This is a genomic window from Ochrobactrum sp. A-1 (genome assembly GCF_022488005.1).
In the GTDB taxonomy this organism is placed as follows: Bacteria; Pseudomonadota; Alphaproteobacteria; order Rhizobiales; family Rhizobiaceae; genus Brucella.
This window is the reverse complement of the sequence record NZ_JAKVQC010000007.1, coordinates 1,630,133-1,656,488: the sequence shown is the minus strand read 5'-3', so window position 1 is coordinate 1,656,488 and position 26,356 is coordinate 1,630,133. Positions and strand designations below refer to the sequence as shown.

Below are 26,356 nucleotides of genomic sequence, written 5' to 3'. Positions count from 1 at the left end.
GCGCAAAGAGACGGATCTGGATTATGAAACCACGTCATCTTCTTTTAATCGGATCGCTTGCGGCGATTGCTGTTTCCATCGTCAGCACGGGTATGGCGTTTGCCAATGACCGCTATGCAACCCTGCCGCCGGTGAGTGTGAGTCCTGACCTCTCTGCCCCTTGGGTAGCTCAGTTGCATGGACAACCCGCCCGCATCAAGGCCGTACCGCAATCTTTACAGCCAGCGCCACGTGTTGGAGCCAGGCAGAAGCAAAAAGTCAAATCGAGCTATCGCCAGGTTTCCTATCAACGACCGCCCGCAAATCCGGCAACCACGGTACGAAAGCACCAGATTGATCCAGCTTATCTGCCGCAGATGGTGTCCTATTCCGGCAACGAAAAAACGGGAACAATCGTCATCGATACAAGCAAGCGCTTCCTTTATCTCGTTCAACCTGGCGGGAAGGCGATGCGATATGGTGTTGGCGTCGGCAAGCAGGGATTCAGTTGGAAGGGGTCGCAGCGCATCAGCCGCAAGGCTGAATGGCCGACCTGGACGCCACCGAAGGAAATGATTGCACGCGAGCGCAAGAAGGGACGTATTCTACCTGCACGCATGGAAGGCGGCGTCAACAATCCTCTCGGCGCACGTGCCCTTTATCTCGGTTCGACGCTTTATCGCATCCACGGAACTAATCAGCCATGGACCATCGGCAAGGCGATGTCGTCCGGCTGCATTCGCATGCGTAACGAAGACGTCACTGATCTTTATGAACGTGTTCCAGTTGGTGCAAAGGTCGTTGTCCGCTAACCAAACCATTTTGCATGCCATTTGCGACCGTCTTCTCCCGAAGGCGGTCGTATTGTTTTCACACATCTGAAAAGATCAAAATTTCTGCACAGAAAGAATGATCGCAGACTTCGAAACATGCCTGAAAGGGCTTTTCCTTTTGCCCCAAACACCCATATGCTGACCATGGCAAAGTCCAGAAAGATATGGAAAAGGCTGCCGGATGGCAGTTGTGCTGGAGAAGAAAACCGGCATGTAGGTCAATAGCATTTATGCGCATAAAGGGGCCACCCCGCGCCGAATGCTTCGGAGGGAAAGGATAAATCATGACCGTACCGACAGTTAAACTGAACGACGGCAATCACATTCCGCAGCTCGGTTACGGTGTCTGGCAAGTGGGTAACGACGAAGCGGTCGCCGCTGTCAGCGAAGCGTTGAAAGCGGGATATCGCCACATCGATACCGCTGCCATTTATGGCAATGAAGAGGGCGTCGGCAAGGCGATCAAGGGTTCCGGTATCGAGCGTGGCGACATTTTCCTCACCACGAAATTGTGGAACAGCGAACAAGGCTATGAATCAACGCTGAAAGCATTCGACACCAGCCTGAAAAAGCTTGGTACGGACTATGTGGATCTTTATCTCATCCACTGGCCGATGCCATCAAAAGACCTTTTCATGGAAACATGGCGCGCGTTTCTTAAACTGAAAGAAGAAGGCCGCGCCAAATCCATTGGTGTATCCAACTTCCGTATAGCCGATCTCGAACGCATCATCAAGGAAAGCGGCGTTACGCCTGTTCTTAACCAGATTGAATTGCATCCACAATTCCAGCAGGACGAGTTGCGTCTGTTCCACAGCAAACACAACATCGCAACAGAAGCCTGGAGCCCACTCGGTCAGGGTAAAATTCTGGAGGAAGCTACGCTGAAAACCATCGCGGAAAAGCATGGCAAGTCGGTTGCACAGGTCATTCTGCGCTGGCACATCGAAACAGGTAATATCGTCATCCCGAAGTCCGTTACACCTGCCCGCATCAAGGAAAACTTCGATATTTTCGATTTCCATCTCAACGGAACCGACCACGATGCGATTACGAAACTGGACAAGGCCGATGGCCGGATAGGTCCGAACCCGAGTACATTCTCGGCCGGCTGAACATGTATCAAAGAAAAACCGGGCAAGCGCCCGGTTTTTTTTTATGCAGCGCTTTGTGACAATCCTTGCGGCATCGGTCCACCATAGGCCCAGTCAATCAGCTCCACAGTATGCACAATGGGTAGTTTGCTGCCGGTTGCGATCTGCGTCATGCAACCGATATTGCCGGTAGCGATCAGATTAGCTCCCGTCGCCTCGATATTCTTCACTTTACGGTCGCGAAGTTTTGCAGCAATTTCCGGCTGCATGATGTTGTAAGTACCCGCCGACCCACAGCACAGATGCCCCTCCAGCGGCTCCTTCACCGTGAAGCCCGCTTTGGACAGTAGGTCTTTCGGCTGGCGTACGATTTTCTGCCCATGCTGCATGGAACAGGCAGAATGATAGGCAACTGTCAGTGCCTGCGGTGCATCCGGCTCTGGCAGATCAATGTTTGCCAGATATTCAGTGATGTCCTTGGCCAGTGCCGATACGCGTGCTGCCTTGTCCTTGTAGGATGAATCGAGGCGCAGCATGTAGCCGTAGTCCTTGATGGTCGTGCCGCAGCCCGATGCCGTGACGATAATGGCATCAAGACCACCCGCTTCGATCTCACGCGTCCAGATATCGACATTGTGCCGTGCCTGATCAAGTGCCTGCTCTTCGCGTCCCATATGATGGACCAGCGAACCGCAACAGCCCTCGCCTTTCGGTGTCACGACCTCAATGCCGAAACGGTTCAAAAGGCGCAAGGTTGCCGCATTAATGCCTGGATTGAGCACTGGTTGCGCACAACCATTGAGGATCGCAACGCGACCACGCTTCTCGCCTTTGGCGGCACTGATCGTTTCGACATTGGCGGCGGCTGGCAAATTTTGTGGAGCAAGATCAAGCATTGCCGCCATCGGTCGCAGGGCCTGGCTCTTTCGCAGAAGCGGCGCAAACGGCTTGCCGATCTTCGCAAGCTTTAGTGCTGCACGGAAGCGCCCCGGATAGGGCAACACCTGCGCCAGAACCCCACGCAAGAAGCGGTTCATAAATGGGCGCTTATAGGTCTTTTCGATATGCGCACGCGCATGATCGACCAGATGCATGTAATTGACGCCCGAAGGGCAGGTTGTCATGCAGGAGAGGCAGGACAGACAGCGGTCGACATGGCGCACGATTTCCTCATCCGCCGGGCGGCCGTTTTCCAGCATATCCTTGATCAGATAAATGCGTCCGCGGGGACTGTCGAGTTCGTTACCGAGCGTCACATACGTCGGGCATGTGGCGGTACAGAAGCCGCAATGCACGCATTTCCGCAGGATTTTTTCGGCTTCGTTGACACCGGGATCGCGCAGTTGGTCGGGGCTGAAATGAGTCTGCATGGGTTCAAGCTCCAGCCTGACGGGGATGCATACGCCCCGGATTGAGGATATTCTCCGGATCGAATTGCTGCTTCAACCGCTGCGACAATGCCGCAAGGGCTGCTGGCTGCGGTTCGAACACATGGATACTGGCGCGGATTGCTTCCGACGCGCGCACCAGCGTCGCATGACCACCACCATGTCTGGCGATGAGCTTGCGCAAAATCTGCGCTTCCGGCTCAGCTTCCATCCGCATCCAGATCAGGCCGCCCTGCCAGTCGTAATAGGCATCGACACCGGCATGACGGCGGAATTCATCCACCATCTGCCAGCCCTGCATCGGCGCCATCGAGACGCGCCAGACCACGCGATTGTCATCGGCCTTGGCATAGGGATGCACATCGCGCACTTCGCGCCAGAGCTGTTGCGACTGCGTTCCGTCCAGCACATCAACCGCACCCGACCCGCTGAGCAGCGCCTGCAACTGTCGGCTGCGATGCGCGACCGAGGGCGCAAAGCCCTCAAGCCGCAATACCGTCGCCGCTTCCCAGCCCAGTTTGCCATCGAGAAAGCGATTGGCAACCATGGGCGGCAAATGTGCCGCGGAAGCAACTTCCTCGCGCGATCCCATGGCCATTGCCATAATACGCGTCGCCTGCTCATCGGTCAGTCCGCGCACGGCGAGCGTCGCCGCCGTCTCCGGTTTCGGCAGAACCTTGAACGTCACCTCCGTGGCGATGCCTAGCGTCCCCCATGAATTAGCCATGCCTTTCGACAAATCATAGCCAGTCACGTTCTTGACCACACGACCGCCAGATTTGAACAACTCGCCACGTCCGGACACAACGCGCACGCCAAGCACATGATCACGGGCGGCACCCGCTTTGATGCGGCGCGGACCGGACAGATTGGCGGCAAGCGCTCCGCCGATCGTGCCGCGCCCGCTCTCGCCCGACAGCAACGGACCGTAATCCATCGGTTCGAAATGAAAGCATTGATTGTTATCGGCCAAAAGCTTTTCGATCTCGGCCATTGGCGTTCCAGCCTTTGCCGAAAGCACCAGTTCGTCCGGTTCGTACAACGTCACGCCAGTAAGCCGCGACACGTCGAGTACGCGGCCTGCGTCGACCCTGTGTCCGATGCCGCGCTTGGAGCCATGGCTGATGATTTCAAGCGGGGTGGAACTGGCCAGCGCATCCTGCACCACATCCAGAACGCCCGTCTCATCCTGCGGCTTTAGAATATTTGCATCACTCATGATCAAAACCACAACTCAGAATCGAGGAATATCCGGGAAGGCCAGCTCACCGCGATGCACATGCATGCGGCCAAGCTCGGCGCAGCGGCGCAATTGCGGAAACACCTTGCCGGGATTGAGCAGATGCTTGGCATCGAAAGCACATTTGACACGCATCTGCTGATCGAGGTCGATCTCGTTGAACATTTCCGGCATCAGATCGCGCTTTTCAATGCCGACACCATGTTCGCCGGTGAGAACACCGCCAACCTTCACGCAAAGACGTAAAATGTCCGCGCCAAAATCTTCCGCAGCTTCCAGTTCGCCAGGGATATTCGCATCATAGAGGATAAGCGGATGCAGGTTGCCATCGCCGGCATGGAATACATTGGCCACCCGCAATCCATATTTTTCGGACAGTTCGCGCATCCCCGACAAAACACGCGGCAGCTCTTTACGCGGAATGGTGCCGTCCATGCACAGATAGTCCGGCGAGATGCGTCCTACTGCCGGGAATGCAGCTTTCCGCCCCGCCCAGAAAGCCAGACGCTGTTCTTCCGACTGAGACAGAATACACGTCGTGGAGCCATTTTGGAGCGCCAGCGCTTCGACCCGCCCAATCAGATAATCCACTTCAACTGGAGGTCCATCCAGTTCGACAATCAACAATGCTTCAACATCCAGCGGATAGCCTACACGGACAAAATCCTCCGCCGCTTTGATAGCCGGCCTGTCCATCATCTCCATTCCACCGGGAATGATGCCTGCACCGATAATATCAGCCACACACTGACCAGCCTGCTCGCTGGATGGAAAGCCAACCATGACAGCACGCGCCGTTTCCGGCTTTTGCAGGATACGGACCGTAATTTCTGTCACGACGCCGAGTAGCCCTTCCGATCCGGTCATCAGACCGAGAAGATCATAGCCCTCACTATCGAGATGCTTGCCTCCAAGCCGGAGCACCTCACCGGTAATCAGCACCATTTCAATGCCGAGTACATTATTCGCTGTCAGACCGTATTTGAGGCAGTGCACACCGCCTGCGTTTTCTGCGACATTACCGCCAATGGAGCAGGCGATCTGCGACGACGGATCGGGTGCGTAATAAAAGCCCTCATGTTCAACAGCCTTGGTGATGCCAAGATTGGTAACGCCCGGATGCACCACCGCGACACGATTTGGATAATCGATTTCGAGAATGCGATTGAAGCGCGACATGCCAAGCAGAACTGCATCCTGCAATGGCATTGAGCCACCGGACAACGATGTACCCGCGCCGCGCGGCACCACGCGAATATTATTATCGTGACAATAGCGCAGAACCTGCGAAACCTGTTCTACCGTTTCTGGCAGCACAACGACCAGCGGCAACGAACGGTGCGCGGTCAGGCCATCGCTCTCAAACACGCGCATTGCATTGATAGCATCGACAACGCCCTCGCCCGGCACGATTCCGCGCAGATCGGCGACAATCTGCTCGCGTCGCTGCATGACGGACGCGTCTGGTTCCGGCATGATAAGTCCGCTCATATTCTCCTCCACCACGTATGTGGTCAAAGTGCACTCCGTACCATTTTCGTCAAGTGGTAAATCATTTTTACCACTTTAGTCAGCAGCTAAACAGTTTCCACGCTGCGGCATAATTGCTTGCCTAGTTTCCTAGCGCTCGGCTAGATGCTTAAAACCCAACGCTTGAGCAAAAGCACGGCAGGGAGTGGGATAGCAGAACATGATGAGCAGTCTGGCGGATATGGAAATTTTTGCCCGCGTCGTGGCAACGGGCAGCATGTCAGCAGCCGCACGCGATCTGAGTCTCTCACCAGCAGTCGTATCGAAGCGCCTGGGACGGTTGGAAGAACGTCTCGGAACCCGGCTGCTTCAACGCACAACCCGCCAGATCGCGCTAACTGAGGCGGGTCAAGGCTATCATGAACGGGTTCTCGCCATTCTCTCTAACATCGAGGAAGCGGAAGCCTTTGTTGCTCGCCGTTCAGCCGATGCGCGCGGAACACTGAAAATTTCGGCACCGACGACTTTCGGTCGCATGCACATTGCGCCTTATCTCGTACCATTCATGCGCGCTAATGCCGATCTTACCGTCAATATGCAGCTTACCGATGAGATGGTCGACATCGTGGGCGATGGATATGATCTGGCCATTCGGATCGCGGAGCTTTCCGATTCAACCCTCGTCGCGCGCCGTCTTGCCCCAGTGCGTCGTATTCTCGTCGCCTCACCCGGTTATATTGCGGAACGCGGTACACCACAGACGATTGAGGACCTGCAAGAGCATATCTGCCTGGCACCGCACAACAACGACCCCTGGCGACTGGAGGGCCCCAAGGGACCCATCGTCATCCGACCGGTTGGGCCACTGCAAACCAATTCCAGCGAAATGGTACGCGAGGCAGTCCTGGCAGGCCTTGGCATAGCGCAACGCTCAACCTGGGATATCGGCCCGGAACTTGCAGCGGGCAAGTTGGTGCAAGTACTGCCCGACTATGCTGCTTCTCGCAACGTTGCTATTCATGCCGTCTATCCGTCGAAACAGTTCCTCCCGGCTAAGGTCAGACTGTTCATCGACTATCTGACAGATCTTTATGGCCCTGTTCCTTACTGGGAGAGCGGCGCATCTCCGCACGAAGTAGCAAAGAAATAGACTGGCTTTCATTCGTCGGTTAATAAGTCGCGCGCGCTATATTAGCGTGCCAGCATATACAGCTGACTAAGCTTTTGATTCTAAAAGGCTTAGATATCCCGCAATCCGTTATTCAAGCGAATCGGATGATTTCCTCCCGTTGTCCTGATTTTCTGGGAAAAATGATGAACACACCTGTACGTTTTATTCTAGCAATCATCGTCGCCGTTATCGTCGGCTGTGGTTTCATGTTCTATGACAAATCGCGCGGCGCTGAATGGGTCGTTTCACCACAGCAGATCGAACAAGCCAAAGCTGACGGCAAATCCGGCGTCGAAAGCCGCCCCGGCACAGTAACTGTACTTCCCATCCGTAGCGAAACAGCCGACGCACTTCCGTTCAAATGGGCCATGTATGGCCTTGTCGCAGGACTTGTCGTACTCGTCGCGACACGCAAGCGCAAAAAAGCCTGATCATTTTTCGACCATAACTCCTGAGAGCCCGATTCCATTATCGACCGGGCTCTCATTTTCAATATATTCCGTTGCCGGACATCAGCCTAAAGGCTACTTTGCCGCCGTTATGGAGAGGGCTTCAGACGGCATGGCCGAAACGATTTTTTCACGCATACAGGCAAGCCGCACGGCAGACGACGTCGTGCACCAGATTGAAACGCTTATTCTCGAAGGCGTTCTGCGTGGTGGCGATCGGCTTCCCGGCGAGCGTGAGCTGGCGCGCCAGTTCGACATTTCCCGCCCGATACTTCGCGACGCGCTCAAGAGACTTGAGACCGCCGAACTCCTGATCTCCCGCCATGGCGGAGGCACATTCGTTGCAGACGTGATCGGACAAGTGTTCAGCGCCCCTGTGGTCAAACTTTTTGCCGATCACCGCAAGGCAACTGCAGACTACCTTGAATATCGGCGAGAGATTGAAAGCATCGCGGCAGAATACGCGGCACTTCGAGCCACACCAGCCGACAAGGCACTTCTGACTGAAATCATGGAAGCCATGGAAAAAGCTCATGGCGTCAGTGACTTTGACACGGAAGCACGCCTCGACGTGGAATTGCACAATGCTATTGGCGAAGCAGCACACAACATCGTTCTGCTGCATACCCTTCGGTCTTGCTATCAACTGCTGAAGGATGGTGTTTTTTACAATCGCAGCCTTATTTACAGCTATCCTGGCGTCGCTGACATGTTCCTGTCGCAACATCGCGCCATTTACGATGCCGTCATGGCTGGCAATCCGCAGGCGGCTCGCGAAGCGGTTCAAAAGCACATTCGCTTCGTGGAACAGGCAACCCATGATCGCGAACTGCACGAAGAACGTGAACGCGTCTCACGTCTGCGCTACCGACAGCGGGCGGGCGTGAAGGCGAGCAAAGACATTAAGGAAGATGACAGTCAATGAGCGTGGTTTTCAAGGATGCGAAAGGGCCGGACGGTATCCGCCTCTATGCCATTGGGGACGTGCATGGCCGTCTCGACTTGTTACAGGACATGCACGGGCTGATCCGTGCCGACCTTGACCAACGCCCTGCTCACGACTGGCGTATCATTCACCTTGGCGATTACATAGATCGCGGCCCGAGCTCAAAGGAAGTGCTGGATTTTCTGATTGAACTGTCGCGTCGGGATAAGCGCATCATTTCGTTACTAGGCAATCACGACGACGGCTTCCTTACCTATCTGGCAACGGGAGACGTCGCAGGGATATTTGCATTGCACGGCGGCGTCGATACCGCCCGCTCCTACGGTGTGGAAGTTGACTTTACTGATACAGATTCAGCCCGACGAGGTCATGCTGCGCTCGTTAAAGCTGTTCCACAAGATCATATCGACTTCATCCGCGCTATGCCGCGCTCAGTCGCTTTTGGCGAATGCTTCTTCTGTCATGCGGGTATAAACCCCGTTGTTCCGTTAGATGCACAAGATCCGGAAGAATTGATCTGGATTCGCACGGCTTTCCTCAAATGGACTGCCCCCTTCGAAAAGCTCATCATCCACGGGCATACACCGCAAAGCGCTATCGATATTCAGCCCAACAGGGTCAATCTCGATACATATGCCTGGAAAAGCGGACAGCTTTCAACCATCGTAATAGATGGTTCGGAAAAGCGTTTTATCGAAGCGAAATAAATGCGCCTAGTGCGCGCTGGAAATGCCGTAGCCGTCGGTGGACATCGCATTGTTGCCGGCATCGACGGTGAATATGCCGACCGCCATGAATACAATCGCGGAAACCATCAGTACGGTGAGAAGAGCGGCATGTTTGGCGGTCATATTCGGAAACTCTTTCGACTGGGGCCGGACGAAATTCGTTAGACGAGCCGCCACTTGGGAGCCTGGCAATCAGCCCTGCTCGTTCGGTTGCTGCCCGGGGAGACGGTGTCCAGTTACACTCGAAAAAAGTTACCTGCAACTGAACGGTTCCAGCCAAACCATCGCTTTTCTCTTGAAAAACCGAATTGGTTGAACGCTGTGGCAAAGCCGCAACGCGATACTTCGACTTAAGGTTAAAGCGCAGTTACGAAGCCTCTAGATTTGGTTTACCCACGCCTTGGCTAATGCAGCACCTGCAGCATCCGCTTGTAATCCAAACTTATTTGCCAGCACTGGGTGCTGTACTGCCCAATCCGGTGCGAAACCCACAATCATCTCACTTAGCTGATCGTTCCATTCAGCGACAAGCTGTGTGTTCGCCTCGAAATGAAACTGCGTGCCATAAACTGCACGCCCGATGCGATAAGCCTGATGAGGCGTCATATCACTCGTCGCCATATGCAATGCGTCCTTCGGAAGTGAAAACGTATCGCGGTGCCAGTGAAAGATTGGGAAGGCGTCTCCTGCGGCAGACAATACCGGGTCGCCTTTGCCTTCCTCGGTAAGCCGAACTTCTTGCCAGCCGAACTCAATGGGTCGGTCCAGAATATTTGCGCCGCCATAAGCACGCGCGATGAGCTGACTGCCCAGACAAATGCCAAGAACGGCCTTATCGCTGTCGCCAAACTGACGAATGAGCTCAAGCAAATGCGGGAAATATGGACATTTAGCGTCGGCCAGCGCATTCTGCTCGCCCCCAAGCACAATCAAGGCTTGATATCCATCGTCGTCACCGGGCAATGCATCCCCGCTGTATGGATGACGCAGATCAATCGAATAGCCAGCATCTGCCAGAACAGGTTCAATTTGTCCCAATCCAGAGCCTTTGTAGTTCTGAACGACCAGTACACCCATGAGAAATCCCCGACCTCTTTTTATCTTTGCTAACATGGAAAAGGCCCGGACGACAGCCGGGCCTTTAAATCAGTTCACCACCGAAACGCTGACCGTTCGACCGGCAACGAGGTGGACACTGTCCGGCACATCTTCAAGCTTCACACGCACCGGCACACGTTGCGCCAGGCGCACCCAGTTGAAGGTCGGTGAAACATTTGCCAGCAGACTAGAAGAATCGCTACGCTCACGATCTTCAATCCCTCCGGCAACACCCTCGACCTTTCCTTTAAGTTGCACTTTGCTGCCCATGATATCGACCACCACCGGATCACCAATCCGGATACGCTCGAGCTTGTTCTCTTCAAAGTAGCCGGAAACGTAGAACGAGTCCGTATCAACGAGGGCCGTCACTGCCGATCCGGCGGAAACATAATCACCCGGTTGAAGTGAGAAGTTTGTAATCACTCCGTTGACGGGCGCCTTTACCGAAGACCGGTCCAGATTGAGTGTCGCCAGATCGCGATCCAGTTGCGCCTGACGGTAGGAAGCTTCTGCTTGCTGGGCCGTAGTTTCGATCTGCTCCAGTTTCTGACGTGTCACGGTCGTGTCGTTGAGTTGGCGATAGCGGACCAGATCGCGGTTTGCCATATCAAGCGCTGCTTTGCTGCTATCAACCTTTGCTTCCGCTGTCTGCAGGGCGAGTTTGTAGCGTGCCTGATCGATACGGAAGATAACGTCACCCTGATGAACGCTTTCATTATCGTGGACGAGCACTTCTCCGACCAGACCTGAGACATCAGGCGCAACGCGCACGACATCGGCACGAATTTTGCCGTCGCGGGTCCACGGCGCATTCATGTAATAGTCCCACAAATGCCAGCCAAGAAGCCCCGCCATAGTGACCATAACCACGGTTACAAAGACACGGCCTGAATGTGCAAAGAGCTTTTTCATAGCGGTATTCCATTGAGAAAGACGGCCGTAGCGCCGAGAATACAAAAATACATCGCGGCATCGAACAAAGGCCGGTGCCATACGAAACGATAGAAGCGTGCGCGCGCCAGAAGGCGCTGCATGACCGTGTTTGCGAAATAGGCACCGAGCGCCAGCACGCCGAGGGTCGGAATATAAATTCCGTAGATGTCGAGTTCAGGTTGCATCACAAGTCACATTGTTTTTCTAGGCTGCTTGGGGAAGTTCCATCAGCGGACGTGGCGGCAACACGAATGGTGGGGCCTTCGGAAAAAGATTGAAGCGAAGAGCGACCAGCGCCATTCGGGTACGTTTGGCTATCGCAGGCGATCCGCTCTCGATAATGGTGGTGATTGCTGTATCGATGGAGGTGAGCAGATTTCGGTCGATTTCACTTGCCTCCTTTGGCTTGTTGGCCAAGGCTCGATAATGCGCACCAACGCCATCCAGCACTTCATCGACAGCTGGCCGACAGTTTTCAGGCAGTTTGGAGCGATATTGCTGGAGATCGATCGTGTTCATGCCGTTTCGCAGATCGCGCAACAGATCGACCTTCGCCACGTCTGCTGCCGGAACCAGCGCCAGACGTGGGGTCATCATGCCGATACGGTCGATCATCCGGAGCAGAAGGCGATTCATACGCTGACGGCGATGACGTCCGGGACGCCTTTCGGCAGCAAGCGCAATATCGTTCCAGCCCGCCTTGATCAGGCGGCGCACGCTCCATTCAGCACCGACAGACCGGACAATTGAAGTCACTACGGCGGCGATTACGATCCCCACAACGGTGGCCAGATTCGCATTGGCAAAACTGACAAAATCGTGGGTCAGATGACCCTGCAGCATGAGCATGTTCGGCAAGTTCACGCAGAGCACCATGCCGAGCAAAAATTGCGAAGGAATAGCAAGCAGCAAACCTGCTGGAATGAGGAACAGTCCCAGCACAAGAACCAGCGGAAAGAACCCGTCCACCAGCGGCAGCAACGCAAACTCAAAAATAAAGGCGGCAACGATGACAATCAAAAGCAGCCAGTTGAACTTGCGCATGACCGGCACCGGGTCATCCATGGTTGCAAAGATGCAGCAGAAAATACCGGCCATCATGGCTGCGGCACTCCCTTGAGACCAGCCGCTCGCAATCCAGAAAGCGGTTGCCACACAAGTTGCCAGAAAGGCAGAAAAGCCAGACAGAAAGGCCATGCCATAATCACGATGCATGGGGCGGGCTTTCAGATGTGCGTCGTAGCGACGCCACCGCAACGAATGCCGGGAACCGGAAACAATGTCCTGGCGCAGCGTGATGCAGTCGCTCCATATCTGAACGAGATCGCGAACACGTGCAGCCACGTTGAAAGGTAGCAACTCGCTCCAGCTTGTAGCGTTCTTCCCATGCTGGTCGATTTCCTCGATCAACTGCAACAGGACGGCACGGCGTTCCTCTGTTAGATTTTCGCCACTCTCGATCCAGTCGCAGGCCTCGTCCAATAGTTTCTGGACCGCCGGATGCCAGGACTTTTCGTTATCGCCAGGCTTCATCGCCAGCACATCGTGCAGACTTGATATGATCGGAAGAACAGCCACCATGCGTTGCTGCAGGACGTGAAGCTGCGTTCCGACATTTCTGATCGATGAGGTGTCATAGGCAACATGTGTTGTCAGATTGCGCAGTTCAAGTGCATCGGCTGCGAGACGCTGGCGATCCCGAAGGAATTCGGGCGTAGCGCCTTCACCTCGCATGCTTGCCAACGCAAGCTTTGAACCCTCACGCAGCCAATTGTCGATACGACTGACGAGCACCGGGCCGCTGTGACGTGGAAAAACAAGTCGATTGACGACAGCGGCGCAAATAATGCCGATTGCGATCTCTTCCACACGGCCCACGGCATAGTCGAACGTCGTTTCAGGCACGGAAACAACAGCAAAACTCGCGATTGCCACCGTGTAGCCAGCCAGCATGAACAAATAGCTGCGCGGCGTACCGTCGAGCAGGCTGATCGCAAGACAGAGGCCCATCCAAAGACCGATCGCCAGCGTCAGTAATTCAGGTGAATTGACCAGATGTGGCACGAAAAGAATGGTCATTGCCCCGCCGATGATCGTACCGACCAAACGGTAAAAACCCTTTGATGTGGTCGCACCTGACAACGGATGCGCGACAATATAGACAGCAGCAATGGACCAGTATGGATTGGGCAAGTTGGCCATCAGGCCGATCCACAGCGCAAGCATGGCCGCAGCGAAAGTCTTCAGCGAAAAGACTACGTCCCAAAACTTCGGAGTTGTTTCGGCTGATTTCATCATGGCTTGCGGGGGCACCGGTTGAACACATTGCATCTTTCCGGTCAGACGGCTGATCAGAAAGACTATGTTTGAAATTTCTCATTCAACTTGCGCAATATCTCCATGGCTACATCGACCGCATCGGAATCGAAATCGCCTAGGAAAAGAGCGCGAAGGCGGGCGGCCGACTTTTCCACCTTGGCGGCAAGAGCGCGACCGTCCTCTGTCAGTTGGATAAGCTTGACGCGACGATCGGCATCGTCGGCAACACGCTGGATCAGACCGTCCTTTTCCAGCTCATCGACAACCCGGACAATCGTTGCTCCCTCAATACCGACCCGTTCGGCCAGTACCCCTTGAGGAACACGATCTCCGTGCCGCAACAGGGTCATCAGCGGTATGGCTTTCGCGTCGGAAAGACCATGTTCCGCCATCGCTGCATCGAAAGCTTTCCGCCATCCTCTGGCGGTACTAGCAAGAAGCGGTGCGAATTCGACCCACGCTTGTTTCATCACATCAATTCCATTCAAATAGATAGCTTCATACCTATATGGATACAATCTAATTAAATGCAACTGACATGATATTTCCCATCAATTGTTTGTGTAGGAATGCTAATTAATTGTCTCTTGATGCATTACCAAAGCGCTTGACCGCCGCCCCTGCCCTCTGCCATCGATGCTGACATGCGCGCAAACTATAAAATGCAGAGATTATACGTTGAAAACGGCCTCGAAAGCGGCGACCAGATAGAGGTCGCCCTGCAGGCCGCACATTATCTCACCCATGTCTTGCGATTGAAGGACGGCGATGAAATTCTTGCCTTCAATGGACGCGACGGCGAATGGAAATCGCGGTTGAAGCCGGAGGGTAGAAAGCGGCTGTTCCTCGTGCCTTTCGAACAGACGCGTCAGCAACCTTTACCGAGCGATCTGGTCTATTGCTTCGCCCCACTGAAGCAGGGACGGCTGGACTATATGGTGCAGAAGGCTGTGGAGATGGGCGCAGGCGTTTTGCAGCCAGTTATCACACAGCACACTCAGGTATCAAAGCTCGGAACTGATCGCATTAACGCCAATGCGATAGAAGCTGCCGAACAGTGCGGTGTGCTTTCCATACCTGAATGTCGCGGGGCCATCCGCTTTGACCACTTTATCGAACAATGGGATCAATCCCGACATCTGATTTTCTGCGATGAAGGGCATGAATCGGACGATCCATTGACCATCTTGCGGAAAATGACGCCAGGCCCGACCGCTCTTTTGATCGGCCCTGAAGGAGGTTTCTCAGAGGATGAACGTCAAACGCTCCGAAAACTACCATTCGTAACATCTATTCCGCTTGGCCCTCGAATCCTCCGTGCCGATACAGCTGCCGTCGCTGCGATGGCTTTGGTACAATCTGTGCTCGGGGACTGGAGAAATGAAGGATGACGTTCTCGAAATCTGATGTTCAATGGAATTGACTTGCGTGATTTGACAAATTTGTCCAATCACGCTGAAAAGCGAAAAATCGACTAGGGATAGACTGTATGGCGCGCGATACGACTGACGAAACGGCACTGACGGGCGTTGAACAACTGGCAGACTATCTGGCTGGCGGATGCAAGCCCAAAGATGCCTGGCGCATCGGCACCGAGCACGAAAAATTTCCATTCTACACGGCCGATAACAGTCCCGTTCCCTATGAGGGACCGCGCGGCATCAAAGCCATCCTTGAAGGTATGCAGGCAACGCTTGGCTGGGAACCTATTATCGATGAAGGCAATATCATCGGTCTGGTGGAGCCAACCGGACAGGGTGCTATTTCGCTGGAGCCCGGCGGCCAGTTTGAGCTTTCCGGGGCACCGCTTTCAACCATTCATCAGACATGTCGCGAAGTGAACGCTCACCTGTCTCAAGTCCGCGAAATAGCGGAACCTTTGGGTATTCGCTTTCTAGGTGTCGGCGGCAGCCCAAAATGGACCTTGGCCGAAACACCAGTCATGCCGAAGTCACGCTATAAGATCATGACGAACTACATGCCAAAAGTCGGGCGTGAAGGTTTGGACATGATGTATCGCACTTCGACCATTCAGGTGAATCTGGACTTCAGCTCGGAACGAGACATGCGCCGCAAGATGCAGGTTTCGATGAAGCTGCAATCCGTAGCAACAGCACTTTTCGCCAGCTCGCCGTTCACCGAAGGCAAACCGAACCGCCTTTTGTCATGGCGTTCGAATATCTGGCGCGATACCGATAAGCAGCGTTCGGGCGTGTTGCCTTTCGTTTTCTCGGAAAACTTCGGGTTTGCCGATTATGTCGAATGGGCGCTTGATATACCTATGTATTTTATACTGCGCGACGGGCATTATCACGACTGTACGCATGTCACCTTCCGCCAGTTCATGAACGGCGCGTTGAAAGGTGAAGTGAGCGACCCGGTCCCCAATATGGGCGACTGGACCAATCACCTTTCGACACTGTTCCCTGAAGTGCGCCTCAAGCGTTTCCTGGAAATGCGAGGAGCTGATGGAGGTCCGTGGCGCCGTATCTGTGCACTTCCAGCCTACTGGGTCGGACTGCTCTATGACGAAGAAGCTCTGACCGCTGCCGAACTTCTCACCAAAGATTGGACCTACGAAGAGGTGCTTGCACTTCGCAACGAAGTTCCTGCCAAGGCGTTGAACACGACCTTCCGGGGCAAACCGCTGGAACAGATCGCTCGCGAGACTTTGAAAATCTCCCGGCTCGGCCTCTTAAACCGCAACAAGCTCAACAGTGAAGGTCATGACGAAACGCATTTCCTCGCACCGCTTGAGGAAATCGTTGCGGCTGGTGTTACGGATGCCGAGCGCATGCTGAAGGCCTATAACAGCGTATGGGCAGGGTCAGTTGATCCAATCTTTCTGGAATATGCCTATTAAGCATTGAGTTGCAAAACACATCCAACAAAAAGGGCGCGTTATCCGCGCCCTTTTTATCTTAGTCAGCTTGTGACCTGCTGGCCCTTCGTCGGATCGGGGATCACGACAATTGTGCTACCATCGCGCACATTGTTGTAGAGATCGATCACATCTTGATTGAGCATGCGGATACATCCCGACGACACGGCCTTGCCGATACTCCAAGCCTCCGGGGATCCGTGAATGCGATAGAGCGTATCGCGCCCGTCCTTATGAATGTACATCGCTCGCGCGCCAAGTGGGTTCTTGATACCCGGGGGCATCCCGCCATTGGCGATGCTGTAAGGCTCCAGCGCGGGTTGACGTGCGACCATCTCATCGGGTGGCGTCCAGCGGGGCCATTGGCGCTTATAAGCAATCTTCGCGCGTCCCGCCCAAGCAAAACCGTCACGTCCGACACCGATGCCATAGCGCATGGCCCGGCCATTGCCGAGTACATGATAGAGATACTTGTTCGGCGTATCGACGATAACAGTACCTCTGACTTCGTCAGTCGGATAACCGACCTCCTGTCGCCAGAACTTTGGATCAATCTTGCTCGTATCGACGGCAGGAATCGGGAATTGTTCGTCTGGCAAGGCCTGATACATCAACGGCACGGGCCGTGACGATGCAGGTTCAGGCATTTTTTTCACCGGCTGAGGTGGCTGTTCCGCCGTCGAAACACAGCCAGACAACGCAACCGCGCTTACACCTATGAGAAAGCCGCGGCGGCTGAAAGCAGCCCTCGCAAAGCCATTTGTGAGGTCGTCCTGGGATTTGTTACGCGACATCCTGAATCTCTAACAATGACAGATGCACGAGAAAAAGACGGCCAAGCTTAAGCCAGCCTTAAGGCCAGGCAACCTCAGCAGAAAGCGAACAACACCGAGACGGACTGTTGCTAAAATAACGATCCCTGATTGCCGGAGCCGGGAGACCGAACCTTTTTTGTTTGTACAAGCTTTGCGGACTCACTCCCGTCTTCCTCACTCGCAACGACTGCAACGTCTCCATCGCGAAACCGAATGGACAATGCATCGCCAGCCGATACGGATGCAGCCTGCTTCACCGGCTTCCCTTCTGCATCGAAGATAACCGCAAAGCCACGCTCGAGAACGCTTTCATAGGAAAGCGTGCGCATGAGACGCTCCAGTTCCTGCCCGCGCCGTTTGGCTCTTTCAATGAGAAGCCGCACAGCTTGGTCGCGACGACGATCCAGCTGTTCTGTTGCAACGGTTGTAAGCTTTGTTCGCCGCAGTATCGGCTCCGCCGAAAGTCGACTTGCTCGATGAATGAAAGCCGTTCGACGTTCGCGCAGGAATGCCTCAAGCGCGCGAGGCAATCTCTGCCCAAGAACGGAAACCCCGCGTTCCAGTTCCGTAAACCGGCGCCGAAGGAGGCGCGGCGATAATTGTCGCGCATGACCTTCAAAGTGAACTCGTTTCTTTTGCGTATTGACGAACAGCGCCCGCGTGAGGCGCGAAGCCGCTTCGTCGAAACGGCGTCGAGGCAAAGCCAGCAACTGGTCAGCCGACGGAAGAGCACGCGCTGCCGAACGATGTGCTTGTTGTTTCAGATCGATAAAGCGGGACATGGCTGATGACAGCCGAGCGGACTGACCCGCCAGCGCTGCCTGCAGGTCCGCCTTTACAGGCACCGCCATTTCCGCCGCGCCCGTCGGCGTCGGAGCACGAATGTCGGCTGCAAGATCGATCAAGGTCCAGTCTGTTTCGTGACCGACTGCAGAAATTACCGGAATATGCGACGCAGCAACGGCACGAACAACGATCTCGTCGTTGAAACCCCACAGGTCTTCCAGACTGCCACCGCCGCGCGCCACGATCACCACATCCGGCCTCGGAATAGGACCATCTTCGGGCAATGCATTGAAGCCATCAACTGCGGCGGCCACCTCAGGTCCGCTCGTCTCGCCCTGTACACGCACAGGCCAGACAATAACATGCAGCGGATAGCGGTCTGCTATCCGGTGAATGATGTCCCGAATAACCGCCCCGGTCGGAGAGGTCACCACCCCGATCACACGAGGCATAAAGGGTAGAAGCTGCTTTACCGCAGGATCAAACAACCCTTCAGTAGCAAGCCGTCGCTTGCGTTCTTCCAGAAGCGCCATCAAGGCGCCAGCCCCGGCAGGCTCCATCTGTTCGATGACGATCTGATATTTCGATGAACCAGGATAGGTCGTGAGTTTGCCGGTAGCAATCACTTCCATCCCCTCTTCAGGACGGAAGCGCAGACGGCTCATCGAGCCCCGCCAGATCACGGCTTCAAGACGCGCACGATCATCTTTCAACGCGAAATAGGCGTGCCCCGACGAATGTGGGCCTCGATAGCCGGAAATTTCGCCGCGCACGCGCACATGTCCGAACGTATCCTCGACCGTGCGCTTCAAAGCGCCGGAAATCTCGGAAACGCTATACTCGGCAACATTGGACGATGTGCCGGTAAAACTCGAATCGGAACCCATGCTCATCCCATCATAGGCAACCAGGTGGCATAGCTGGTCAAGAAGCCATGCGGCGATTTACTGTCTCATCACCAGCCTGGCAGCAATTCGTTGGCTCGCACCCTCCTCGTGCGAACCGCCGGAAACGGCGAAATTTCCGCCGAAGCCATCGCACCGGGCTGCGGTGATGATATATTGTCTAGACTTTCGATAATGTGCTGCGCAAGTGCATCGACGATGGCATTCTGTTTTGTATGGCCGCGCATGATGCCAATGCCGAATTCCGGCAGTGTTCCAAACCCATCAACTTCACCAAGGACCCGCATACCGGGACGGAGTGCGCATTCTGGAAGAACAGAGACCGCAAGGCCGGAGAGAACTGCCGCCGCAAGAACAGTCGCTGACCAGCTGGTGATGATGATACGGTAATCGCGTCTGGCCGCTTCCAGCACATCAATAGCTGCATGACGCCAGATACAGGTCGGGCGCCCGACTGCAAGCGGCAGAACAGCCTCTTCATGTACCGCATGATTGGCAGAAGTCACCCACAGCAATGGCTCGGTTCGAACAACTTCCGAGCGACGTTTGTCATCGCACTGGGTGACCAGAGCGATATCCAGTGTTCCGCGGCGGATCATCTCGTCCAGATTGACTGTCGGTTCGCAGACGACCGACAATTCAACGCGCGGGTTTGATCGCGCAAAACGTGCCATGATTTCCGGCAGAAACCGATCGGCATAATCGTCCGGTGTGCCGATGCGTACGTGACCTTCCAGTTGTGTGTCATCAAACGCAGCGATAGTCTCACCATTGAGCTGCATCATGCGACGTGCATATAGCAAAAGCCGCTCGCCCTCTTCGGTAAGACGATTGGTCCGTCCATCACGTTCAAATAACGACTTGCCGATACGCTCTTCAAGACGGCGCATCTGCATGGAAACGGCCGATTGCGTCTTGAAAACAGCGTCCGCTGCCCGCGTGAAACTGCCCATATCCGCTATGGCGATGAAAGTCTGTAACTGATCGAGATCCAGAGGCGTGCTCATCGGCGTCATCCATCATTATTATTGAAGAATGACATTAAAAACATTCGTTGGAACAATCAATTCGATTGTTAGATAAAGCAGCCATCGTAAAGGAAAAGGAGCCGCGAAAGCGAATGACCCTGACGATAAGGATCACTTAGCCCCGCTAAATCAAAGGAGAGCGGACATGACAGCGACAAGCAAGATAACGACACCGCACTTACCAGCAACGAGCGTACAGACCTCCACGCCCGTGCAAATGGTGAAGGCCGTATTTACGTCGATCATGCGTCGCTGGACGTTTTCCAATGGTCGACGGCAAGTGCTAAACCTGAGCAGCTTTGACGACCACATGCTGCGCGATATCGGACTTCGCCGTGAGGATATTTACACAGCAGCTCATTATCGCGGCGCAGCCGACCCCACACAGGTTCTGGGTGAACTGGCAGACGCTCGGCTACGGATCAAGGCTACACGACTGATCTGCTGAACCAACATCGCTTCGGGACTCGGTAAGGCACTGCCATTTTCGAACCCGCAGACTCATAATCTGGCAGGCGCCACCTTCACATACCGGGTCCCCTCCCGGTCAGCCTGCCCCTTGCCCGGCCGCTCCTCCGCTGGCCGGGCTTTTTTATGCACCTGCTTCTGGAAAGCATTCCTCTACACATCAATTTGCAGCGCCTCACCGCATGAAATCAGCAATTGCTGGATAACTTAAATCGCTTTGAATTTTTTCGAAGAAAAGTGTTGCGTTCGGTGTTTGAGTTCGCTAGATGGAGGCCGTCGCGAACGAACTAACGCTTCCATCGCGCTTGCAGGCCTCCAGATCGAAGGCATTTGCAAATTCCTGCTGGGGAATAGTTTAAGGGTAGAACAGCGGACTCTGACTCCGCTAGTCTTGGTTCGAATCCAGGTTCCCCAGCCAAATTTTCTTCAAGAAAATCAATGCTATAGATAGTCAGCCGGGGCACTTCTCGGCTTTTCTCAGGTCGCGTTTAGCGGCAACCAGCTACCAGTACCCAGCTTAGATATCGTAACCTGCATTAAGAGTTTTCAAAACGGGACACGTACCGGATCGAACATTGCAAAAAATTCAGGTTCTAACCTTGAACTTGGCAGAACCATACACATTTGAAGAAATGCAGCGCCGGGCCCCTCTGGTCATGGCTACCGCTATGGCGATGTCGGGGCTGCTCCACTTGTTCAAATGGAGATGGTCCGGCGATGGATTCGCTTATTGTAGCCCTTTCGGGCGATTTTCTCGGCACACCTGTATATTTCTGGGCGGCATTTATCATTGTCGTCGTCGGCTTGCTTGTTTTCGACCTCGGTATTTTGCATCGCGACGAGCACGAGATTGAAGCCAAGGAAAGCCTCCTGCTTTATGGCTTTTATGTCCTCATCGCGCTGGCCTTTGGTGGCTGGGTGTGGTGGCAGCGCGGTGCAGAGTCCGGTCTGGAGTTTTATACCGGCTATCTGATCGAGCAGAGCCTCGCGATGGACAACATGTTTGTTATCGCAACGATCTTCGGTTTCCTTGGCATTCCCCGTCTTTACCAGCACCGTGTTTTGTTCTGGGGCATTCTCGGCGTTATAGCCTTCAGAGCAGTCCTGATCGGGCTTGGTGCCGCACTTGTGCACGAGTTTAACTGGATTCTTTTCCTATTCGGCGCGTTCCTGGTTTTCACCGGATTCAAGATGTTCGGACATCAGGATGAGACACCCGACATCGAACAGAACGCCGTATTCAAATTCCTGCGTCGCCGGTTCAATATCACTCGCGAACTGCATGGCCGCAATTTCACGGTCAAGCAGCCACACCCTAAAACCGGCAAGATGGTCACCTGGCTGACGCCATTGGCGGTCGCACTTATCATGGTGGAAACAGTCGATCTGATCTTTGCTGTCGACTCTGTCCCCGCTGTTTTCGCTGTCACCCAGGACACTTTTATCGTCTACACTTCGAACATCTTTGCCGTTCTGGGCTTGCGCGCGCTCTATTTCGCGCTGGCTGCGGCAATGAACCGGTTCCGCTATCTACAGGTGTCGCTTGCTATCATTCTGGTGTTGATCGGCATCAAGATTTTCCTTGTACCGCTGGGCGTTCACATCAACACGCTGCTGTCACTTGTCGTAACGCTGGCTATCCTCGCAAGCGGTGTACTTTACTCGCTGTATAAAACCCGGAATGAACCTGACATGAGCGTCGAGGATCTCGCCAAGCAGCAACATACAGAGAGCTGATTGAAAGCAGTTTCAACGCCAGAAAGGTCGGCCATATTGTGCCGACCTTTCTTCTGTGATGACAGTGTAATTCATTGCATACATACCGAGCCGCGCCGAGCCTAAGCCATCCTTTTGGTGAAGCTGCATCTCAACTCACAGATGATATACTGAGTTTCAAAAGGCAATCATTCGAAAACAAGTCGCGGAAGGCGAAGTTGAACTCCTTATTGCTTGGCGCACTGGTATTCTTCATCCTGATATTGGCGACCATGCTTGGCATGGTCGCTCGAACGCGTTTGCCCGAGCATCATCTAAACTCTGAGTCCAAGGATGTCATCCGCCTTGCCACCGCTGTTGTCGGAACACTTTCCGCTCTTGCCCTCGGGCTTCTGATTGCTTCGGCAAAATCCGATTATGACGATGCACAAGCCGAGATGAAAACATCGGCGGCTCGCATTGTCTTGCTGGATCGGATCATGGCGCGCTACGGCCCTGAAACGGAGCGTCCACGTGCCGTACTCAAGCAAATCATCCAGAAACGTCTTGATCAAGCATGGAATGCCAAGCGAGCCGACGAGCTTTCCGACGGAGCTTTGCCGGAGTTCAAGGATATCGAGGATATTCAGGCCAGTCTGCGTGCTTTGAATCCGACGGACTCCGCGCAGAGCTCCCTCCAAGCACGCGCGCTGGAAGTCAGCGGAATGATTGCCGAAGGTCACTGGCAATTGGTGGAAACAACAGATGAGGGGCTGCCTGTTCCATTTCTCATCGTATTGATTTCATGGTTGGCGCTTTTATTCGCAACTTTTGGGCTACAGGCCCCGTTAAACAACACTGTCATATTGATTATAATCGTATGCTCATTGTCCGTCGCTGGCGCGATTTTCGTGATTTCGGATATGGCGAGTCCCTATGCCGGACTGATCCACATTTCTGAAGCTCCACTTCGCACTGCACTGGATCGTCTTGGTGCTCCATGACGAATTGCCTGCGCTACAACGCCACGAAATGCTGAGGCGATACCTCGCGATACTCGCGTAAAGGCACCGCGAAATCTGCCGGACGGATGGGACTCTTGAGTTCCCCCGTTTCGCTTGAAAGCTTGGTCCTGCGTCGGTCAGGGTCAGGAACCGGCACAGCCGCCATCAGCTTGCGTGTATAGTCGTGCTGGGGGTTCTCAAACACCGACGACCTCGGCCCGATTTCTACGATCTCGCCCAGATACATCACCGCCACACGATGGCTTACACGCTCAACGACGGCCATATCGTGCGAGATGAACAGGAATGCCAGATCGAAGCTCTGCTGGAGATCCAGCATGAGGTTGATGACCTGTGCCTTGATCGAGACATCGAGCGCAGACACACTTTCATCTGCCACGATGACTTTAGGTTTCAAGGCCAGCGCCCGGGCTATACAAATACGCTGCCTTTGCCCGCCAGAGAATTCATGCGGGTAGCGCTTTGCCATATCCGGCGTCAGGCCAACCTTTTCCAGCATGTCTGCAACAACATCCTTCGCGTCCCGTGTGCTTCCCAGCCGGTGTTCGATGTAAGGTTCCGCAATGGCGGCTCCCACCGTCATGCGCGGGTTCAACGATGCATAGGGATCCTGAAAGATCATCTGAACCGTTCTCCGCATCTCGCGCATGGCCTGCTTGTCGAGGGCCAGAATATTTTGGCCCTCAACCAAAACCTCACCGGAATCCGGTTCGGTCAGTCGCATGATGGCGCGTCCAGTCGTCGATTTCCCGCACCCGCTCTCGCCAACCAGCGAAAGGGTTTCACCCTTGCGGAGATCGAAGGACACATTTTCCACGGCATGGACACGCCCGCTCAGGCGAGACATGAAACCTGAGTAAATCTCGAAGCGCTTGGTAAGGCCTTTCACTTCCAACACGGGTACATCGACCTTGTCGACCGTATCCGCCACCTCGACCGGCTTTTCCGAAAGGCCGGTCGCATTGTCTACTATCGGAAACCGCAGAGGGCGTTGATAGCCCTGCATTGAACCCAGTACAGGAACTGCCGACAAAAGTGCACGCGTGTAAGGATGTTTGCTCTGCCGGAAGATATCGACTGTCTGCCCTGTCTCAACCTGCTTTCCACGAAACATGACAACTGTACGATCCGATATTTCGGCCACCACGCCCATGTCATGCGTGATGAAAAGAACGGACGTGCCCTCCTCTTCCTGCAACGTCTTGATAAGATCGAGTATCTGGCCCTGAATGGTTACATCCAAAGCCGTCGTCGGTTCGTCGGCGATCAGCAGTTTGGGTCTGGATGCCAGAGCCATCGCGATCATGACACGCTGGCGCATACCGCCTGAAAAGCGATGCGGATATTCATCGAAGCGGGATACTGCGGACGGGATGCGGACCTTTTCAAGCAAGCGGATCGTTTCAGCACGCGCATCTGCCTTTGACATTTGCGAATGGCAGAGCAATGCTTCCGAAATCTGGTCCCCTATTGTGAAGAGCGGATTGAGACTCGTCATCGGCTCCTGAAAGATCATAGCGATTTCGTTGCCGCGTATCCGGCGCATTTTCTCTTCTGGAAGCGTCAGAAGCTCCCTATCTCCCAACCTGATACTGCCTTCGATGCGGCTCGTATCCTTCTGCAAAAGACGCATGATCGACAGTGAGGTGACACTCTTGCCTGAGCCGGATTCCCCGACGATTGCGACGGTTTCTCCGGGATGGACATCGAAGGAAACGTCATCCACAACCGGTTTCCAGGCACCATCGACCAGAAAAGAGGTGCTCAGCCCTTGAACGGATAGAACAGGTTCGTGTTTTCCAACCGTCGCAATTTTCTCAGACGTCATGATGTTCCTCCGCTTTACTCAGGCTCCGCCAATCAATCCGGCCAACGCAGCAAGCTGTCGAAGCGATGCCTGCTTCGATCCTCAAAGGGAGTCGCGATAATCTCGTTCGATGCCCGGGCTTTGTCGAGTTCTTCGCCCAGACGTTGAGCAACAATGGTCTCCTGCCCTGGATGGAGATTGCAGGGATCGAGATAGAAATAATTGTGTTCCACCTCGTGATCTCGGGTGATGATCGGTGGGTTCCCTCGGGCAAGAGCGGTCACCAGATCCCAGGCCGTGATGTGGGCGTCAGTGGCCGATACGATCACTCGCAGGCGGTCGAGCGGGTTGTTGGTCGGATCTGGTTCGATCAGTGCCGTGATGCCGGGACGGCCATCCAGCGTCTTCTTCCACAGTTCCAGATATGTAGTCTCCCTCTCGCGAATTCCGGCATGGTCGCGCTTTTCCCACGCTTCCAGCGCCGCCATAACGCCATAAATGCTCTCTTTACCAACTTTCATGCCGCGCCCGATGCCGAGATTTTGCAGGAACGCATTGCGGACAAGCTCCTTCTTACCTGCAACGATGCCGGAGGTCGGACCGCCCAGAAACTTGTGTCCCGAATAGATTGCGACGTCTGCGCCCTTTTCCAGAAATAGCTTCAAGTCGTATTCAGATGCGGCATCCACGATCACTGGCACGCCCTTGGCATGCGCGATCTCGACAAACTCACTGAGATGCAAAAGGCCATAGTCGACGACGTGGTGCGATACGACATAAACCGCCGCAGCCGTCTTTTCGGTAATCGCATTTTCCATGTGATAGCGATGCGTCGATGTTGCCTGTCCGATCAGAACGACCTTGCCACCCGCAAGCCTGATTGCCTGATCGACCGGTGCGCCGTAGCTGACCACGTGACCGGTCTGCACCAGAACTTCGTTCTTTTCCGGTGTAGTGTCCGGTAGCTTTTCAATTGCGAGAAGGTTGTTGCCTGTCATAGCTCCGGCAACAGCAAGCGTAATGCCTGCCGAGCAGGACGCAGTGACGAAACCAGCTTCGCCGCCTGTCAATCGCGCAATCACTTCACTTGCCTTACGCTGGAGATCATTGACCTCGACGAATTGCGGCAGGATGGCCGCCATCGCCTCTACCGCCTCAGGCACAACGATGGACGCGCCAAGCGATGTCATCGTACCGGAAACATTGATGACCGGTCGAAGCCCGATCTTGCGGCGGATATCATCGGTCATTTCAATTCTCCCATTTCTTTCGCTGTCTCAGGCATAGACGGATAT

At 54.5% G+C, this 26,356-nt stretch carries 25 protein-coding genes and 1 tRNA gene; 12 read left to right on the top strand and 14 right to left on the bottom strand.

Annotation, left to right across the window (positions count from 1 at the left end):
* The first annotated feature begins 23 nt into the window (after positions 1–23).
* A complete protein-coding gene (locus MKS82_RS26090; RefSeq protein WP_109986820.1) occupies positions 24–791 on the top strand; it encodes a L,D-transpeptidase in 768 nt (255 codons plus the stop codon).
* A 305-nt stretch (positions 792–1,096) separates the two neighbouring features.
* The gene (locus MKS82_RS26085) at positions 1,097–1,927 is read left to right on the top strand and encodes an aldo/keto reductase (RefSeq protein ID WP_109986819.1); all 831 of its coding nucleotides are present in this window, start codon (positions 1,097–1,099) and stop codon (positions 1,925–1,927) included.
* A 41-nt stretch (positions 1,928–1,968) separates the two neighbouring features.
* On the opposite strand, the gene glcF is transcribed toward MKS82_RS26085, so the two are convergent.
* From glcF to MKS82_RS26070, 3 genes are read right to left on the bottom strand one after another with little or no spacing between them, the layout of a single operon-like run.
* Entirely contained in the window at positions 1,969–3,276 is a 1,308-nt protein-coding gene (gene glcF, locus MKS82_RS26080) for a glycolate oxidase subunit GlcF (protein WP_109986818.1), read from the bottom strand.
* 4 nt (positions 3,277–3,280) lie between these two features.
* Positions 3,281–4,513 carry a glycolate oxidase subunit GlcE gene (gene glcE / locus MKS82_RS26075; protein ID WP_109986934.1) on the bottom strand — a complete coding sequence of 411 codons (1,233 nt, stop codon included), beginning with the start codon at positions 4,511–4,513 and terminating at the stop codon, positions 3,281–3,283.
* Positions 4,514–4,528: 15 nt separating this feature from the next.
* Complete coding sequence (locus tag MKS82_RS26070; protein ID WP_109986817.1) at positions 4,529–6,025, bottom strand: FAD-linked oxidase C-terminal domain-containing protein; 1,497 nt, start codon at positions 6,023–6,025, stop codon at positions 4,529–4,531.
* A gap of 199 nt (positions 6,026–6,224) precedes the next feature.
* Here MKS82_RS26070 and MKS82_RS26065 point away from each other — a divergent pair, with 199 nt between their 5' ends.
* The 4 genes from MKS82_RS26065 (at position 6,225) to MKS82_RS26050 (ending at position 9,277) form a co-directional block, all read left to right on the top strand.
* Complete coding sequence (locus MKS82_RS26065; RefSeq protein WP_109986816.1) at positions 6,225–7,154, top strand: LysR family transcriptional regulator; 930 nt, start codon at positions 6,225–6,227, stop codon at positions 7,152–7,154.
* A 164-nt stretch (positions 7,155–7,318) separates the two neighbouring features.
* The gene (locus MKS82_RS26060; RefSeq protein ID WP_109986815.1) at positions 7,319–7,606 is read left to right on the top strand and encodes a hypothetical protein; all 288 of its coding nucleotides are present in this window, start codon (positions 7,319–7,321) and stop codon (positions 7,604–7,606) included.
* Positions 7,607–7,736: 130 nt separating this feature from the next.
* Positions 7,737–8,549: an FCD domain-containing protein gene (locus tag MKS82_RS26055; protein WP_109986814.1), complete on the top strand. Its 813-nt coding sequence runs from the start codon at positions 7,737–7,739 to the stop codon at positions 8,547–8,549.
* Positions 8,546–9,277 carry a metallophosphoesterase gene (locus MKS82_RS26050; RefSeq protein WP_109986813.1) on the top strand — a complete coding sequence of 244 codons (732 nt, stop codon included), beginning with the start codon at positions 8,546–8,548 and terminating at the stop codon, positions 9,275–9,277. The genes MKS82_RS26055 and MKS82_RS26050 overlap by 4 nt, the downstream gene beginning before the upstream one ends.
* 6 nt (positions 9,278–9,283) lie before the next feature.
* Here the strand turns inward: MKS82_RS26050 and MKS82_RS26045 are convergent, their stop codons facing one another.
* From MKS82_RS26045 to MKS82_RS26020, 6 genes are all read right to left on the bottom strand, one after another.
* On the bottom strand, positions 9,284–9,421 hold the full coding sequence (locus MKS82_RS26045) for a hypothetical protein (protein ID WP_010660970.1): 138 nt from the start codon (positions 9,419–9,421) through the stop codon (positions 9,284–9,286).
* Between the two features lie 255 nt (positions 9,422–9,676).
* Positions 9,677–10,375, bottom strand: a complete 699-nt coding sequence (locus tag MKS82_RS26040) for a type 1 glutamine amidotransferase (protein ID WP_240579467.1) — start codon at positions 10,373–10,375, stop codon at positions 9,677–9,679.
* Positions 10,376–10,444: 69 nt separating this feature from the next.
* Positions 10,445–11,311, bottom strand: a complete 867-nt coding sequence (locus MKS82_RS26035) for an efflux RND transporter periplasmic adaptor subunit (protein WP_109986811.1) — start codon at positions 11,309–11,311, stop codon at positions 10,445–10,447.
* Positions 11,308–11,517, bottom strand: a complete 210-nt coding sequence (locus MKS82_RS26030; protein ID WP_109986810.1) for a DUF1656 domain-containing protein — start codon at positions 11,515–11,517, stop codon at positions 11,308–11,310. The genes MKS82_RS26035 and MKS82_RS26030 overlap by 4 nt, the downstream gene beginning before the upstream one ends.
* A gap of 19 nt (positions 11,518–11,536) precedes the next feature.
* A complete protein-coding gene (locus MKS82_RS26025) occupies positions 11,537–13,630 on the bottom strand; it encodes an FUSC family protein (RefSeq protein WP_109986809.1) in 2,094 nt (697 codons plus the stop codon).
* A 62-nt stretch (positions 13,631–13,692) separates the two neighbouring features.
* The gene (locus MKS82_RS26020) at positions 13,693–14,121 is read right to left on the bottom strand and encodes a MarR family winged helix-turn-helix transcriptional regulator (protein WP_109986808.1); all 429 of its coding nucleotides are present in this window, start codon (positions 14,119–14,121) and stop codon (positions 13,693–13,695) included.
* A 174-nt stretch (positions 14,122–14,295) separates the two neighbouring features.
* Between MKS82_RS26020 and MKS82_RS26015 the strand changes: the two genes are divergently transcribed.
* Complete coding sequence (locus tag MKS82_RS26015; RefSeq protein ID WP_109986807.1) at positions 14,296–15,042, top strand: 16S rRNA (uracil(1498)-N(3))-methyltransferase; 747 nt, start codon at positions 14,296–14,298, stop codon at positions 15,040–15,042.
* Between the two features lie 98 nt (positions 15,043–15,140).
* Positions 15,141–16,514 carry a glutamate--cysteine ligase gene (locus MKS82_RS26010; RefSeq protein WP_109986806.1) on the top strand — a complete coding sequence of 458 codons (1,374 nt, stop codon included), beginning with the start codon at positions 15,141–15,143 and terminating at the stop codon, positions 16,512–16,514.
* A gap of 62 nt (positions 16,515–16,576) precedes the next feature.
* On the opposite strand, the gene MKS82_RS26005 is transcribed toward MKS82_RS26010, so the two are convergent.
* The 3 genes from MKS82_RS26005 to MKS82_RS25995 form a co-directional block, all read right to left on the bottom strand.
* Positions 16,577–17,326 carry a L,D-transpeptidase gene (locus MKS82_RS26005; protein WP_109986805.1) on the bottom strand — a complete coding sequence of 250 codons (750 nt, stop codon included), beginning with the start codon at positions 17,324–17,326 and terminating at the stop codon, positions 16,577–16,579.
* A gap of 110 nt (positions 17,327–17,436) precedes the next feature.
* Positions 17,437–19,020 carry an exodeoxyribonuclease VII large subunit gene (xseA, locus tag MKS82_RS26000; RefSeq protein WP_109986804.1) on the bottom strand — a complete coding sequence of 528 codons (1,584 nt, stop codon included), beginning with the start codon at positions 19,018–19,020 and terminating at the stop codon, positions 17,437–17,439.
* Positions 19,021–19,088: 68 nt separating this feature from the next.
* Complete coding sequence (locus MKS82_RS25995; RefSeq protein WP_109986803.1) at positions 19,089–20,045, bottom strand: LysR substrate-binding domain-containing protein; 957 nt, start codon at positions 20,043–20,045, stop codon at positions 19,089–19,091.
* Between the two features lie 166 nt (positions 20,046–20,211).
* Here MKS82_RS25995 and MKS82_RS25990 point away from each other — a divergent pair, with 166 nt between their 5' ends.
* From MKS82_RS25990 to MKS82_RS25975, 4 genes are all read left to right on the top strand, one after another.
* Positions 20,212–20,514 (top strand): DUF1127 domain-containing protein, encoded by a 303-nt coding sequence (locus tag MKS82_RS25990; protein ID WP_109986802.1) that lies wholly within the window; start codon positions 20,212–20,214, stop codon positions 20,512–20,514.
* Between the two features lie 364 nt (positions 20,515–20,878).
* Positions 20,879–20,952, top strand: a tRNA-Gln gene (locus MKS82_RS25985).
* Between the two features lie 299 nt (positions 20,953–21,251).
* Positions 21,252–22,271, top strand: a complete 1,020-nt coding sequence (locus MKS82_RS25980; protein WP_109986801.1) for a TerC family protein — start codon at positions 21,252–21,254, stop codon at positions 22,269–22,271.
* 197 nt (positions 22,272–22,468) lie between these two features.
* A complete protein-coding gene (locus MKS82_RS25975) occupies positions 22,469–23,233 on the top strand; it encodes a bestrophin-like domain (RefSeq protein WP_109986800.1) in 765 nt (254 codons plus the stop codon).
* Between the two features lie 13 nt (positions 23,234–23,246).
* On the opposite strand, the gene MKS82_RS25970 is transcribed toward MKS82_RS25975, so the two are convergent.
* Positions 23,247–25,082, bottom strand: coding sequence for an ABC transporter ATP-binding protein (locus tag MKS82_RS25970; protein WP_109986799.1), 1,836 nt, complete (start codon positions 25,080–25,082; stop codon positions 23,247–23,249).
* Between the two features lie 32 nt (positions 25,083–25,114).
* The gene (locus MKS82_RS25965; RefSeq protein ID WP_109986798.1) at positions 25,115–26,311 is read right to left on the bottom strand and encodes an aminotransferase class V-fold PLP-dependent enzyme; all 1,197 of its coding nucleotides are present in this window, start codon (positions 26,309–26,311) and stop codon (positions 25,115–25,117) included.
* Positions 26,312–26,356 lie beyond the last annotated feature (45 nt).

Excerpts from the sequence above, each read along its gene's own strand:
- MKS82_RS26090 (WP_109986820.1), top strand. The coding sequence starts at position 24 with ATGAAACCACGTCATCTTCTTTTAATCGGATCGCTTGCGGCGATTGCT.
- MKS82_RS26085 (WP_109986819.1), top strand. The coding sequence starts at position 1,097 with ATGACCGTACCGACAGTTAAACTGAACGACGGCAATCACATTCCGCAG.
- glcF (WP_109986818.1), bottom strand. The coding sequence starts at position 3,276 with ATGCAGACTCATTTCAGCCCCGACCAACTGCGCGATCCCGGTGTCAAC.
- glcE (WP_109986934.1), bottom strand. The coding sequence starts at position 4,513 with ATGAGTGATGCAAATATTCTAAAGCCGCAGGATGAGACGGGCGTTCTG.
- MKS82_RS26070 (WP_109986817.1), bottom strand. The coding sequence starts at position 6,025 with ATGAGCGGACTTATCATGCCGGAACCAGACGCGTCCGTCATGCAGCGA.
- MKS82_RS26065 (WP_109986816.1), top strand. The coding sequence starts at position 6,225 with ATGATGAGCAGTCTGGCGGATATGGAAATTTTTGCCCGCGTCGTGGCA.
- MKS82_RS26060 (WP_109986815.1), top strand. The coding sequence starts at position 7,319 with ATGAACACACCTGTACGTTTTATTCTAGCAATCATCGTCGCCGTTATC.
- MKS82_RS26055 (WP_109986814.1), top strand. The coding sequence starts at position 7,737 with ATGGCCGAAACGATTTTTTCACGCATACAGGCAAGCCGCACGGCAGAC.
- MKS82_RS26050 (WP_109986813.1), top strand. The coding sequence starts at position 8,546 with ATGAGCGTGGTTTTCAAGGATGCGAAAGGGCCGGACGGTATCCGCCTC.
- MKS82_RS26045 (WP_010660970.1), bottom strand. The coding sequence starts at position 9,421 with ATGACCGCCAAACATGCCGCTCTTCTCACCGTACTGATGGTTTCCGCG.
- MKS82_RS26040 (WP_240579467.1), bottom strand. The coding sequence starts at position 10,375 with ATGGGTGTACTGGTCGTTCAGAACTACAAAGGCTCTGGATTGGGACAA.
- MKS82_RS26035 (WP_109986811.1), bottom strand. The coding sequence starts at position 11,311 with ATGAAAAAGCTCTTTGCACATTCAGGCCGTGTCTTTGTAACCGTGGTT.
- MKS82_RS26030 (WP_109986810.1), bottom strand. The coding sequence starts at position 11,517 with ATGCAACCTGAACTCGACATCTACGGAATTTATATTCCGACCCTCGGC.
- MKS82_RS26025 (WP_109986809.1), bottom strand. The coding sequence starts at position 13,630 with ATGATGAAATCAGCCGAAACAACTCCGAAGTTTTGGGACGTAGTCTTT.
- MKS82_RS26020 (WP_109986808.1), bottom strand. The coding sequence starts at position 14,121 with ATGAAACAAGCGTGGGTCGAATTCGCACCGCTTCTTGCTAGTACCGCC.
- MKS82_RS26015 (WP_109986807.1), top strand. The coding sequence starts at position 14,296 with ATGCGCGCAAACTATAAAATGCAGAGATTATACGTTGAAAACGGCCTC.
- MKS82_RS26010 (WP_109986806.1), top strand. The coding sequence starts at position 15,141 with ATGGCGCGCGATACGACTGACGAAACGGCACTGACGGGCGTTGAACAA.
- MKS82_RS26005 (WP_109986805.1), bottom strand. The coding sequence starts at position 17,326 with ATGTCGCGTAACAAATCCCAGGACGACCTCACAAATGGCTTTGCGAGG.
- xseA (WP_109986804.1), bottom strand. The coding sequence starts at position 19,020 with ATGGGTTCCGATTCGAGTTTTACCGGCACATCGTCCAATGTTGCCGAG.
- MKS82_RS25995 (WP_109986803.1), bottom strand. The coding sequence starts at position 20,045 with ATGAGCACGCCTCTGGATCTCGATCAGTTACAGACTTTCATCGCCATA.
- MKS82_RS25990 (WP_109986802.1), top strand. The coding sequence starts at position 20,212 with ATGACAGCGACAAGCAAGATAACGACACCGCACTTACCAGCAACGAGC.
- MKS82_RS25980 (WP_109986801.1), top strand. The coding sequence starts at position 21,252 with ATGGATTCGCTTATTGTAGCCCTTTCGGGCGATTTTCTCGGCACACCT.
- MKS82_RS25970 (WP_109986799.1), bottom strand. The coding sequence starts at position 25,082 with ATGACGTCTGAGAAAATTGCGACGGTTGGAAAACACGAACCTGTTCTA.
- MKS82_RS25965 (WP_109986798.1), bottom strand. The coding sequence starts at position 26,311 with ATGACCGATGATATCCGCCGCAAGATCGGGCTTCGACCGGTCATCAAT.